This window comes from Sphingomonas oligophenolica, from assembly GCF_039522915.1.
Taxonomy (GTDB): Bacteria; Pseudomonadota; Alphaproteobacteria; order Sphingomonadales; family Sphingomonadaceae; genus Sphingomonas; species Sphingomonas oligophenolica.
The window spans coordinates 37,438-50,501 of sequence record NZ_BAAAEH010000036.1 but is presented as its reverse complement, the minus strand read 5'-3'; the positions used below and the strand labels follow the sequence as shown (position 1 = coordinate 50,501).

The window sequence follows — 13,064 nt, the reverse complement described above, 5'->3', positions numbered from 1 at the left end:
CAGCAGACCCGGCACGCAACCGGAGCACCGGGGCAGATCGAAATTTTCAAGGGAGGATGCATGGACGCGCCAGTTGCCGGCCAGGGAGCCGCACCGTCGCCGGATCGGCCTTATCCGCCGGCCGCCCAGGCCTGGACCGCCTGCGCGATCCTAACTCTCGGCTGCGTGCTCGCCTTCATGGATCGCGGAATCCTCAGCCTTTTCATCCAGCCGATCCAACGCGATCTCCTGCTGAGCGACACACAGATCAGCCTGCTGATCGGCTTCGCCTTTGCCGTGTTCAATGCCCTTTTCGGCCTGCCCATCGCCCGTCTGGTGGACTCGGGCAATCGCAAGGTCATCGCGGCGATCGGGGTGATCGTGTGGAGCACTGCCAACGGCCTGTGCGGCGTCGCGGTCAATTTCTGGCAGATGTTCGGGGCGCGCATCGGCGTGGGTGCGGGCGAGGCAGCGGTCACGCCCGCGGCCGTGTCTCTTTTGGCCGACTATTTTCCACCCCACCGCCGCGGCACCGCGCTGGGCGTCGTGTATAGCGGCATGTTCCTCGGTGCCGGCGGGGTGCTTCTGCTAGGCGGCCTGATCTGGCGTGCCATCGGCGACCGCCTGATCACCGTGCCGCTGTTGGGCCCACTACACTCCTGGCAGGTCATCCTGATCGGCTTCGCAGGTCTCGGGCTGATCGTGGGTCCGCTCACCCTGCTCATCCGCGAGCCCGTCCGCCGGGATGGCGACCTGAAGGCGGCGGGCGCCGTTACAGTCTCGGAGGTGGGACGCTTCTACCGCGACAATGCGCGCACGATGTTCGGCCATAACATTGGCTTCTGCCTGCACAATTTCGCCCTTCACGCCGGTTCCGCCTGGCTGCCCGTCATTCTGATGCGGACCCAGGGCTGGCCGCTCCCAAAGGCGGGACTCGTCTATGGCCTGATGATGATCGTCCTGGCGCCGATGGGCAGCATCCTTGCCGGCACGCTGGCCGACCGGGTGGTGGGTCGTGGACGCAGCGACGGCAGGCTCATCGTCGCGATGGCCGGTGCAGGCGTGTCGGCGATCGCGAGCCTTGCGATCGGCCTGTTCCACGATCCCGTAATTGTGATCCCGGCACTGATGGCCTTTTCATTCTTCGCCGCCTTCACCACACCCCTCGCCCCCGGTGCGCTTCAGGACATCATGCCGAACGCGATGCGCGGGCAGGCGACTGCCATCTACGTGTTCTGGACCAACGTCGTCTCTGGCGGAACAGCGGTTACCCTGGTCGCACTTCTCACCGATTATGTGTTCCGCGATCCGCTGCGGACCAATTTGTCGTTCGCGATTGTGAGCGCGGCCGGCAGCATTTGCGCTGTGCTGATCCTGGCAGGCACGCGCGCGAACTTTCGCCGGCTGGCGGCTGCACTCGCGCGCGCGCATCAGGCGCGGGTTGACGACGCGGCGACGCTCGCGGTGGAGATCGCGACCGCCTAGCGGTCCGGGACGCGGCGCACCAAGCCAGGCGTCGCGGCCTCAAGCGATGCGATGCCGAGGTGCATCAAGCTGCGCTCGAGTTGCTCCTGCAGAATCGCGATTGCCCGCAGCGCGCCGGCCCTCCCGTCCGCCAGCGCCCCATAAAGCGCCGCACGCCCAATGAAGCTGAAGTCGGAACCCAGCGCCCTGGCGGTCACCAGATCGGCACCACAGCGGATCCCGCCATCGAAAAAGACCGGCCCCGTCCCGGCCTGTCGGATCGTCTCCAGCGCCGCGAGCGAGGAGATCGCGTTCTCCATCTTGTTGCCGCCATGATTGGAGACGGTCACAGCATCGGCACCGAGTGCGAAGGCGCGTGCGACATCGTCCGGATGGAGAAGGCCCTTCACCACGAACTTGCCGGGCCAGCGCTGCCGGATTCGATCGACCTCGGGCCAGGAGACGCCCGAGACGATCTGGCCATGGGCGAACGCCGCGACGGCGGCCGGCGACGCGCCGTCTGGCAAATATTTCGCCCATCCCTCCATCCGGGGCATCCCTCCGCGGCAGACATGCCCGACCGTCCATCTCGGGTGCGTTGCGAGCTGCCACAGGAAATGCGGCCAGGCACGCCGGGCGACGCTGCCTGGCGGGAGGATACCCGACCGGAGCAGCCAGTCGGGTATCGGGGGTGTCGGCATGTCGACAGTCAGCACCAGCACGTCGCGGCCACACGCCAAGCCGCGCGCGAGAAAATCATCGGTAATGGCAGGATCGGCGGCGGCATAGAGCTGTTGCCACACATGGTCGGGCGCGATCTTGGCAACGGCTTCAAGCGAGGCGACGCTTCCCCCCGACAACAGAAACGGGATGTTCGCAGCGACCGCAGCCTGGGCGAGCGCAAAATCGGTATCCGCGCGCATCTTCCCGGCATAGCCGATCGCGGAGATGCCGAAGGGCAGCGCGTAGCTGCGGCCAAAGAGCGTGGTTGCAAGGGCCGGCACGACCGGGCTCTCAGGCACTCGCGGCACCAACACATAACCGGCAAATGCCGCCACGTTCGACACCGGACCCCGACCATCCCCGGTGCCGATCTCGGCAGGCTTGAAGGCAAAATCAGGGACATAGCGGCGGGCCGCGCGCTGGAGGTCGCTAATCGTGACCGCTCTCTTGGACGACACGTCACCCCTCCGCGCGACTCGCATTGGATGTTCACGGTTATTGCCGCGAGAAGTCAGCGTCAACCATTGGTCACGATTGGTTTGGCACCGTTTAGTGAGCGATCACAGGTGTAATAGGGAGACGAATCCTAGTATTGACCATAATGGACAATTTAGCTAGAAACCAATCCGACCAATCGGCGCAGACCGATCAGCACTGGATTCCAGCAGGGGTCCCGATATGGAGAAGGGGAGGATTATGGCTAGAAAGGTTTCTCAGGCGCGATCGGCGATGCTGTGTTCGGCCTGCCTGATGATGGCGCCGATGGGCGCTTGGGCGCAGGACGCGAACGCAGCGCCCGGGACCACTCCGGCCGCGCAGGAACCGGCGCCGGCCGAAATCGGCGAGATCGTCGTCACCGCGCTTCGCCGCGATCAGCGCCTCCAGGAGGCACCTGCGGCGATCTCGGTCGTGACGGCGGAGACGATCCGGTCCTCCGGCGTGGTCGGCCTTTCCGATATCAGCAAGGTCGTGCCGTCGCTGCGCTTCGAAGGTGGCATCCGTCCGGGCGTGCCCAGCATCGCGCTGCGCGGTATCTCAGCTGTCCAAGGCGGCGACGCGCCGGTCTCGATTCTGGTCGATGGGGTCCAGGTTCCGTTCCTGTCGCTCGCGCGCATGGACCTGCTCGACATCTCCAGCGTCGAAATCCTGAAAGGCCCGCAAGGGGCTCTCTATGGGCGCGGCGCAATCGCCGGCGCGATCGTGATCAACACGCGGCAGCCGGACGATCACCTGCGCTTTACGGGGCGGGTGATCGCGCAGGAAGGAAGTGATTACCAGGGCATCGCGACCATCTCTGGCCCGATTGTCAGCGACCTGATCTATGCCAAGCTGACCGGATCCTATCAGAACAGGCGCGGGCTGTTGAAAAACGGCTTCCTCAACACCTATGACGACTTTGTCGATCAGGGAACGATCGACGGAGAGGTGGTCCTGAAGCCAGCGGCGGGCACCAGGATTCAGTTGACCGGGATGTATACCCGCGGCCGTGTCGGCACGAACGCCCTTGCCCTGGTACCGACCGCGCGGCTCAACGATTTCAGCGTCGAGATCGATTCGAACTTCCGCAACTACGACCGGCGGCGGCTTTGGCGCGCGGCGATAAAGCTGGACCAGGAGACACCGCTCGGGACCCTGACTGTCGTCGCGCAGCATGCTAGAGCGCGTGACTACGTGGTGACCGACCTCGATTACACTCGGGTCGCAACGCGCTATAACTACAATCCGGAGCTCGACGAGGCGACGAACGTGGACGGCCGCCTCTCCTCCACGAAGGGCGGCGCCTTCAACTGGATCGTTGGCGCCTTCTGGCAATATCGCACGGGCGAAAACTTCATCAACGCGCTGCAGGATCCGGCCGCGCTCACACCGCAATCGACAATTCTGTCTTATCAGGCCGGCAACAGCCGTTCCTGGGGCGCTTACGGCCAGGGGTCCCTCGACCTGCAGGGTGGCGTGTCTGTTATCGGCGCGCTGCGGTACGATCGCGATAAGCGCTTTGACCAGCTGACGAACGTAGCCGGGAGCGCCATTTCCGGTTCTTTTGATGCATGGCAGCCCTCCGCCACGTTGAAATGGCAGGCGCAGCGCGACCTGATGTTTTACGCAACCTATGGCCAGGGCTTCCGCAGCGGCGGTTTCAACGCGGCCAATCTGGTGGTCCCAGCGGTCGGCGCGCGGCGCATCTACGACAAGGAAGTTTCGCGCAACTATGAGGTCGGTTTCAAGTCGCAGTTCGCTGATCGGCGGGTGACACTCAACGCGTCGGCTTTTCATACAGACTATGACAACACGCAGTATCAGCGAACCATTCTGACGCCGGTGTCGGCGCGCTATGTAACGTCGATCCCCAAGAGCCATGTCAACGGCGCCGAAGCCGAGCTCACCTTCCGGCCGGTCGATGCGTTCACAATGCGCGCCGCGGCATCGATCACCAAGACGCGCATCGATGATTTCGACGGTACTACGCTCTATGTCGGCAACCGACTGCCCAATGCGTATACCGACAATCAGCAGGTCAGCATCGACTATACGCCTCGCTTCGATGCCACGTATCGCGGTCTATTCCATCTTGACCTGAGCCGGCGCGGCAGCATCTCTTACGATCTGGCCAATGCGGTGAGCTATGGGCCTGCTGCGTTTCTCAACGCGCGTATCGGGGTTCAGACCGATCGATGGTCGATCGCCGTGTTCGGCGCAAACCTGACCGATCGCCGCGCGCCCGAGTTTGTCTTCCCCAATTTCTTCGGGGCTAATCATGGCCGCCTCGCCAACCTGCCCTTCCGGGCAGGCATTGAGTTCAACGTCAACATCGGGAACTGACAGTCGTGGAACACACCATCGTCGTGGTCTCGGAGCCCGGCCCCGCGGACAATCCGCGGGGCCACTGGCCCGAACCGCTCCAGCGCGCGTTCGAGGAGAACCAGTACAGCGGTGCGGTCGGCAATCTGCTTGTATCCGAAGCCGAGAACTGCAGAGTCTGGCACCTGCACCTTCCCCCCGGGGGATTGCTGACCTTCCACCGGCACGTGCTTGATTATTTCTGGACCGCGCTCACGGCAGGCGTCGCACGTGGCTATTATGAAGACGGTCGTATCGTCGATGTCCATCACTATCCTGGTGAAACCCGTCATTTCAAGCACGGCCCCGGCGAGTATTTCGTGCATGCGATCGAGAATGTCGGGGACACGGAGCTCGTCTTCGCCACTGTGGAATTCCTGCCGGGCGACAACCCTGCGATCGAGATCCCCGACAGCTACCGTCTTGCAAAGCAGCGCGAGGCAGCTGGCCTGGTCGATGTCGCACATGACTGAGGCCGCACATCGCTGGGCGGTAGAGCCCGCACCGCGCCCGAGCGTAGCCGTCAGCGACGGCTCCGCGTTTCCGGTGCGCCGTATCTGGTGCGTCGGCCGCAACTATTCGGACCATGCGCGCGAAATGGGCGGCGATCCCGATCGGGAACCGCCCTTTTTCTTCGCCAAGCCGGCCGACGCCGTCGTGGCGGACGGGTCCATCCTCCCCTTCCCCGCCGCGACCGGCGATCTCCACCATGAGGTCGAGCTTGCCGTCGCGATCGGACAAGCTGGTTTCGACCTCTCTCCGGAACAGGCACTAGCAGCCATTTTCGGCTATGCCGTCGCACTGGACATGACTCGGCGGGACCTCCAGGCCGAGGCGAAGAAAGCCGCCCGCCCCTGGGACATGGGCAAGGGATTCGACAGGTCGTGTCCGATCGGCGCCCTCCGGCCGGCCGCTGAGATCGGCAATGTCATACAGGGTGCGATCCGGCTGGTCGTCAATGACACGCCGCGGCAGGAAGGTGATATCGCCGATATGATCTGGACACCCGCCGAGTGTGTGGCGGCGCTGAGCCGGCTGGTCGAGCTCGCTCCAGGCGACCTCATCCTGACCGGCACGCCCGCCGGCGTCGGCCCGGTTCATCGCGGTGATCGGCTCCGGGCCAGCATCGACGGTGTCGGCAGCCTCTCGATTACCTATGCTGGGTCACCATGCTGATCGTCGACTCGCAAATCCATCTCTGGCGCAACGACAACGCGCCGCCCCACCACCGCCGCGCGCCGTATCTCGCGGACGAGGCGATCACCGCCATGGATGCCGCTGGCGTGGCCCGATCGGTCAATTGCCCGGCCATCTGGGACGATGGCGCCAATGATTATGCCGACGAGGTCGCGCGCGCCTATCCGACCCGCTTCGCGACGCTCGGCTGGTTTCCGCTCGCGCTGGGGGCCGAAGAAGGCTTTGTCGAGCAATTCCTGGCCCGCCCGGGTATGCTTGGGCTGCGGTTCGTGATCATGCGGCCCGAGGATTGCCAAGCATTGGCTGACGGGATGCTCGACCCCATCTGGGCCGTGGCGGACCGCCTAGGCCGACCCGTTGCCATCATGGCGCCGAAACCGTTGCTTCCGGTGGTCGGCGAAACGGCGCGGCGCTTCGCCAATGTCCGCTGGCTGCTCGACCATCTTGCCATTGGTCCATTCGAGAAGCTGCCTGACGCCATGTCGCATCTCGGCGCCTTAGAAGCGTTGGCCAAGATCCCAAATGTCGCGGTTAAAGCCAGCGCAACTCCCAGCATGAGCAATGCCGGCTATCCCTACGAAGACGTGTCGGATCCGCTTCACCGCATCTTCGACGCCTTTGGACGCGAGCGTTTTTTCTGGGGCACTGACATAACGCGAATGCCAATTCCGCTAAGCGCGTGCGTCGAGATGTTTACCAGGCACCTTTCTTGGCTCGGCGGAGCGGATCTCGAGCATGTGATGGGTAGCGCGCTCTGCGAATGGATCGGATGGAATCCTTCCTGAGAAGGTCGAGACACTGCCATCCGGCAGTGCGTGCGCCGGCGCATCAACGCCTGGGGAGGCTGCGTCGGCGCGCGATCTAACCGGAGCTCGCGGTCTCGATGAGCTGCTGGCGTGTTTTTTCGAGGTGCCCGCGCATTGCGCGCATCGCGCGATCCCCTTCGCGGGCCTCGATCGCCGACAGGATTTCCTCATGCTCCCGGAAGGAATGGTAGTCGGGCGGCGGCGCTCCGTCGCCTTTGCGCAGATTGCCCCAAACCACGTGGCGCCGCACGCCGTTCAAAAGCCGTTGAATCTCGATCAGCAGCACGTTGCCGGTGGCCTCGGCCAGGCGATTATGAAACTGCCAGTCGAGTTCGGCATAGTCGCTCCACGTCGCCGCGGTGCGCATCTCCTCGGCCAGCGCACGCATGGCTGCGAAGTCCGTCGACGTCGCATTCAGCGCCGCGAGCCGGGCAAGTTCCGGCTCAACCGCAGCCCTGGCCTCCATGGCAGCCATCGGGCTGGTACGTTTGGCCACGCCTTCTGTCGTGGCAGCAGAGTCGCCCGGGCGCGGCACGATGAAAGTACCGCGTCCGACGTGGCGCCGGATCTGTCCCTCCTGCTCGATCACCGTCAGCGCCTTGCGGAGTTCGGCGCGGCTCACCGAAAATACCGCGGCAAGCTCGCGCTCCGCCGGCAGTCGGCGCGCGGAACCTCGGCGGAATTCGGTGAGCCATGCGCGGATGGCATCGAGAAGTTCGATCGGCTCCATGGGACCCCTTCAGCCTTTGCCCGCGACCATATTGGTTACCTCCCGCGCGAGCAAGCAAAGCCGTGAAACGCGACACGCCAAGCCGCTGTCAACCATATTGGTCTGAATGGTTCTTAAAGGTTGGAAATTGGTTGCACGCGCGGTAGACATGCTCAGCCAGCATGGAGATGACGATGAACGAGACGACGATCGACGAGTTGAAGGCAGCTCCGTCGGATCTTGAGGTCCCCGGGACGATGCGCGCCTGGACGCTGGGCGACCCGAACGAGCTCAAGCTTGAGACCAGAAAAACCCCGACTCCGGGCAGGTCCGAGGTGCTCGTCCGGATCGATGCAGTCGCCATCTGTGCGACGGATCTCGACGTGATCTCCAAGGGCCCTCCAGCCCTGATCAACGGGGGGCTGCCCTTCAATCAGGATTTTACGCCCGGCCACGAATATATGGGCACCGTCGTCGCGGCCGGCCCGGGTGTCGATGAATATACGATCGGCGACCGTGTCGCGGTCGAGATCCATGCCGGTTGCGGACAATGCCGTCGGTGCCGGTCCGGCATGTACACTTCCTGCACGAACTATGGCCGCAATTACGGCGAACAGGACAAGGGGCACCGCGCCAACGGTTTCACCACGCAGGGCGGCTTCGCCCAATATGCGGTGAATCACGTCAATACCCTGGTGCCGGTGCCCGACCAGATGTCGGATGCCGAAGCGGCGCTAGCGGTCACGGCCGGCACCTCGATGTATGGGTTTACGGAGATGGGCGGATTGTTGGCTGGTGAGAGCGTCGTCGTGATCGGGCCGGGCCCAATCGGCCTGCTCGCCGTCGCGGTCGCAAAGGCGCTCGGCGCATCTCCGGTCGCTCTCGTCGGCACACGGGCCAATCGGCTGGCGATCGGCGGGAAGCTCGGTGCCGATGTGCTGATCGACGGGAAATCGGAAGATGCAGTCGCGCGCGTTCGCGCACTCACCGGCGGGATCGGGGCGGATTATGTCATGGACTGCGCCGGCACCGAGCAGACGATCAACGAAGCGATCCACATGTGCAGCCGCGGCGGCAAGATCTGCCTCGCCGCCTTCCCGCACGGACTGGCCAGCATCGACCTTGCCCATGCCGTCATGAACAACATCTACCTGTATGGCATCCGCGGCGAAGGGAAGAGTGCCGTGCGGCGGGCGATGGCCTTGATGGCCGCGGGCCGGTTCGACGCCACATTGATACATACCCATACGTTCAATCTGGCCGATCTGCCCGAGGCGCTGCGTTATGCGCGCGAGCGGGTCGACGACGCGATCAAGGTCGTTTTGCGCCCTCAGCATTGATGTCCGAAGACCGGGCGCGCGGCGCAACCGCGGAGTGACCCTGCAGCTACCATTTATCAGATCGCTCTGAGGGCATCCTTGGCCGCGCCCAGTCTTGGGAAGAACATGAGCTTCGCCGCGTCGATGTACCGCCGGCAACCCGGATATGGCGGCACTCGCGGCACTTCTTCAGACCGAACCGGATCGCGCCTTCCGGCGACTGGACCGCAGTTATTCTCGCGCCTTGGCCACCTCGACGCCGAGTTCCGCGAGCGTACGCAGGATCCGCGCACGTGAAGCTTAATTCATGGCCGGATGATCATCGTAACGGCCGAACAAATGCTGTCGGTGCTCTCATCCGACGATCAGAACCGGATTCTCGACGATGTTGCGGAATGCGGCCATGAACTGTGCAGCGGTGGCGCCGTCGATCGCGCGATGATCGAAACTTGCGGTGGCGGACATGATCGTGGCTAGGCCGATCTGGCCGTCCACCTTCCACGGTTGTTCGACCCCCGCGCCAATGCCGAGGATCAGCGCCTGTGGTGGATTGATCACGGGGAGCATCTCGTCAATCCCGAACATGCCGAGGTTGGTAATCGACGCAGTGCCGCCCTGGTAATCCTCGGGCGCGAGCATGCCATCACGCGCTCTGGCGGCCAGCGCCTTGCTCGCCCCGGCGATCGCCGAGAGTGACAGTGCGGCGACGTCGCGGATGATCGGCGTGATCAGCCCGCCGTCAATCGCGACGGCCATCGAGATATCGACCCGGGAAAATCGATGCAGATCGTCGCCGCCGAACTGGACGTTGGCGTCCGGCACCTCGACCAGCGCCAGCGCGAGCGCCTTCATCAGTATATCGTTGACGCTGAGCTTTATGCCGCGCGGGGCAAGGCTTGCATTCAGCTCCCCGCGCAGCTTCAGCAGCCGATCGAGGTTGCAGCGCGCGGTCAGGTAGAAATGCGGCACCGTCTGTTTGCTCTCGGTCAAACGCCGCGCGATGGTTTTGCGCATCGTACTGAGCTTTACCGTCGTGACCGGCACGCCAGCAGGTGGCGGTGCGATTTCGGCCACCGGCGCGACCGGACGCGGAGAGGCGGTGGGTTGCGGCGATACCAGCCGCGAGCCGATGCCCAGATCGGCACGAACGATGCGACCGTCCGGCCCCGTCCCGGCGATGCCGTCGAGGTCGATCTCCTTGGCCTCTGCGATGCGCAGCGCAAGTGGGCTTATCCTGACGCGATCGGCTGGCGACCGCCGGGGCCGCGCTGTGCTGACCTCAGCTGAATGCTGCGGCGTGGCGGCGGTGGCAGTTGCGGCCGGCGACGGCGGAACGGCCTCGGCCGGGCCGGCAATGGCTGCGACAGCTTCCTCCAGGACCGGTTCGGACACAACATCAGTCGCGTCGGCGAGCAACGCGATCACCGTGCCGACAGCGACATCGTCGGTGCCCTCGGCAACGACCAGCCTGACGACCCGGCCCTCATCGACCGCCTCGAGCTCCATCGTCGCCTTGTCGGTTTCGATCTCGGCGATCAGGTCGCCCGGCATGACGCGGTCACCCTCGGCCACCAGCCATTTCGCCAGCGTACCCTTTTCCATCGTCGGCGACAGTGCCGGCATCTTCAGCTCGATCGCCATTCAGTTTTCCAGGAATAGTTCGGCGGCCGCGTCGATAATGGCTTCGGCGTCCAGCCTGTAGATGCGATAAAGGTCGAACAGATTGCCCGTTTGCCCGAAGCGGTCGATCCCCAGCGGGCTGACGCGCATACCGGTCACCCCGCCGAGCCACGACAGCGCGGCGGGGGAACCGTCGAGCACCGTCACCAGCCCCGCACCCGGCGCGAGCGCAGAAAGCAGCCTTTCGGCATGACACTGCCCCCCTGCCCCGTCCGCCCAGCGCGCCGCGCGCCGCGCCGACCAGCCGCGATGCAGCAGATCGGGCGAGGTGACGTTGAGCAGGCCGATGCCGGGGATATCCTCGGCCAGCTGCTCCCACGCCGCCAGCGCCTCGGGGACGACGACCCCGGTAAAGACGATCGCGGCCTCCGCGCCCTCGGCCGGGCGACGCAGCCAATAGCCGCCCTTCAACGCATCGGCTTCCCAGTCATCATCGTCACGGGCAATCTGCGGTATCGAGCGGGTGGTGAGGCGCAGATAGACCGAGCTGCCGTCGGGCTGCTGCATATGCTCGAACGACCAGCGCATCATCGCCGTGAGTTCGTCAGCATAGGCCGGTTCGAAATAGGTGAGGTTGGGTTGCCCCATGCCGATCAGCGGCGTGTTGATCGACTGGTGCGCGCCGCCCTCGGCGGCCAGCGTGACGCCCGAGGGCGTTCCCACCAGTAGGAAGCGCGCATCCTGGTAGCAGCCATAATTCAGCGCATCGAGACCGCGCGCGATGAAGGGATCGTAGACCGTGCCCACGGGCAGCAGCCGGGTCCCGAAATGCGGCGCCGCGAGACCGAGAGCCGCCAGCATGATGAAAAAGTTGTTCTCGGCGATCCCCAGCTCGATGTGCTGTCCCGCCGCGTGTTGCGCCCATTTCTGCGCCGACGGAATCTTCGCCTTGTGGAACACATCCGCCAGCTCCTGCCGCCGGAACAGGCCGCGCTGGTTGACGAACGCGCCGAGATTGGTCGTCTGCGTGACGTCGGGTGCGGTCGTGACGATCCGGTCCGCGAGCGGCTCGCCGGATTTGGCGAGATCGAGCAGGACGCGGCCGAACGCGCCCTGCGTCGATTGCTCGGCACCGTCCGGCACCGGCAAGCGCACAGGCACGGGAACCGCCTCTGCCTTGGGTTCGCCCGGCTTGCGCGCGAACGGGCTTGCCTCGACAAACGCCTTCAACTGCGTGGCGGCGTTATTGCCCAGTCCGCCCCAGGGTTCCCATTCCTGACCTTCGGCGATGCCAAGACTTGCGCGGAACTGTTCCATCTGCGGCGGATTCATCATCCCCGAATGATTATCCTTGTGGCCGGCGAGCGGCAGCCCGTAGCCCTTCACCGTATAGGCGATGAACAACGTCGGCTTGTCGTCGTTCGCGCTGTCGAAAGCATCGACCAGCGACTCGACGCAATGACCGCCCAGATTCGTCATCAACGACGCGAGTGCCGTGTCGTCGAAACTGTCGAGCAGCTTCTTCACATGGGTCTTGCCGCCGATATCGGCCATCAGCCGCGTGCGCCAGGCCGATCCGCCCTGATAGGTCAGCGCCGCGAAATCGGCGTTGGGGCAACTGTCGATCCACTCCTCGAGTGTCTTCCCGCCGGGCCGCTGGAAAGCCTCGCGCTGCAGCTTGCCATATTTGAGTGTGATGACCCGCCAGCCGCAGGTTTCGAAAATGTCGTCGAACCGATCGAACATGCGATCCGCCGTCGTCGCGTCGAGTGACTGGCGATTGTAATCGACGATCCACCAACAGTTGCGCAGGTTGTGCTTGTAGCCCTCGATCAGGCATTCGTAGATGTTGCCCTCGTCGAGTTCGGCATCCCCCATTAGGGCGATCATGCGACCCGCGTCTTCCTCCCGCACCTGGCCGTGCGCAATCAGATAATCCTGCACGAGACTGCTGAACGCGGTGAGCGCAACGCCGAGCCCGACCGACCCGGTCGAGAAATCGACGGCAATCGAATCCTTGGTCCGACTGGGGTAGCTCTGTACGCCGCCAAGGCCCCGGAAGCGCTGCAGCTGGTCGAGCGACTGCTGCCCCAGCAAATAATGGATCGCGTGCAGGACTGGTCCCGCATGGGGCTTCACGGCGACCTTGTCCTGCGCCCGCAGCGCATGAAAGTAGAGCGCTGCCATGATCGCGGTCATCGAAGCGCAACTGGCCTGATGTCCGCCGACCTTCAGACCATCCAGCTTGGGACGGATGTGGTTCGCGTTGTGGATGGTCCATGACGATAGCCAACGGAGCCTCGCATCCAGAAGCTCCAGCGAATTGATCAGTGCGGCGCGGTCCTGTGAAATCGTCTCGGCCATCGGTCGTCCGTTTGTTTAGGAGTGCCGTTTAGCAGACTTCCGCTT

Annotated in this window: 10 protein-coding genes; 6 read left to right on the top strand and 4 right to left on the bottom strand. The window is 64.3% G+C overall.

The features are described 5' to 3' along the window. Positions 1–60: 60 nt before the first annotated feature. The gene (locus tag ABD050_RS18335) at positions 61–1,464 is read left to right on the top strand and encodes an MFS transporter (protein WP_343890939.1); all 1,404 of its coding nucleotides are present in this window, start codon (positions 61–63) and stop codon (positions 1,462–1,464) included. Here the strand turns inward: ABD050_RS18335 and ABD050_RS18330 are convergent. Continuing rightward, positions 1,461–2,624, bottom strand: coding sequence for an alpha-hydroxy acid oxidase (locus tag ABD050_RS18330; RefSeq protein WP_343890938.1), 1,164 nt, complete (start codon positions 2,622–2,624; stop codon positions 1,461–1,463). The genes ABD050_RS18335 and ABD050_RS18330 overlap by 4 nt on opposite strands. Before the next feature lie 238 nt (positions 2,625–2,862). Between ABD050_RS18330 and ABD050_RS18325 the strand changes: the two genes are divergently transcribed. From ABD050_RS18325 to ABD050_RS18310, 4 genes are read left to right on the top strand one after another with little or no spacing between them, the layout of a single operon-like run. Further along, entirely contained in the window at positions 2,863–4,986 is a 2,124-nt protein-coding gene (locus tag ABD050_RS18325; protein ID WP_343890937.1) for a TonB-dependent receptor, read from the top strand. 5 nt (positions 4,987–4,991) lie between these two features. Then, the gene (locus ABD050_RS18320) at positions 4,992–5,477 is read left to right on the top strand and encodes a cupin domain-containing protein (protein ID WP_343890936.1); all 486 of its coding nucleotides are present in this window, start codon (positions 4,992–4,994) and stop codon (positions 5,475–5,477) included. Further along, entirely contained in the window at positions 5,470–6,180 is a 711-nt protein-coding gene (locus ABD050_RS18315) for a fumarylacetoacetate hydrolase family protein (protein WP_343890935.1), read from the top strand. The genes ABD050_RS18320 and ABD050_RS18315 overlap by 8 nt, the downstream gene beginning before the upstream one ends. After that, on the top strand, positions 6,174–6,986 hold the full coding sequence (locus ABD050_RS18310; protein ID WP_343890934.1) for an amidohydrolase family protein: 813 nt from the start codon (positions 6,174–6,176) through the stop codon (positions 6,984–6,986). The genes ABD050_RS18315 and ABD050_RS18310 overlap by 7 nt, the downstream gene beginning before the upstream one ends. Before the next feature lie 76 nt (positions 6,987–7,062). Here ABD050_RS18310 and ABD050_RS18305 read toward each other — a convergent pair whose 3' ends face one another. Continuing rightward, entirely contained in the window at positions 7,063–7,737 is a 675-nt protein-coding gene (locus ABD050_RS18305) for a FadR/GntR family transcriptional regulator (RefSeq protein WP_343890933.1), read from the bottom strand. 173 nt (positions 7,738–7,910) lie between these two features. On the opposite strand from ABD050_RS18305, the gene ABD050_RS18300 reads away from it, so the two are divergent. Beyond that, complete coding sequence (locus tag ABD050_RS18300; protein WP_343890932.1) at positions 7,911–9,056, top strand: zinc-dependent alcohol dehydrogenase; 1,146 nt, start codon at positions 7,911–7,913, stop codon at positions 9,054–9,056. Between the two features lie 333 nt (positions 9,057–9,389). Here ABD050_RS18300 and ABD050_RS18295 read toward each other — a convergent pair whose 3' ends face one another. Further along, positions 9,390–10,676, bottom strand: coding sequence for a pyruvate dehydrogenase complex dihydrolipoamide acetyltransferase (locus ABD050_RS18295; protein ID WP_343890931.1), 1,287 nt, complete (start codon positions 10,674–10,676; stop codon positions 9,390–9,392). Continuing rightward, positions 10,677–13,019 (bottom strand): transketolase, encoded by a 2,343-nt coding sequence (locus ABD050_RS18290; protein WP_343890930.1) that lies wholly within the window; start codon positions 13,017–13,019, stop codon positions 10,677–10,679. Positions 13,020–13,064 lie beyond the last annotated feature (45 nt).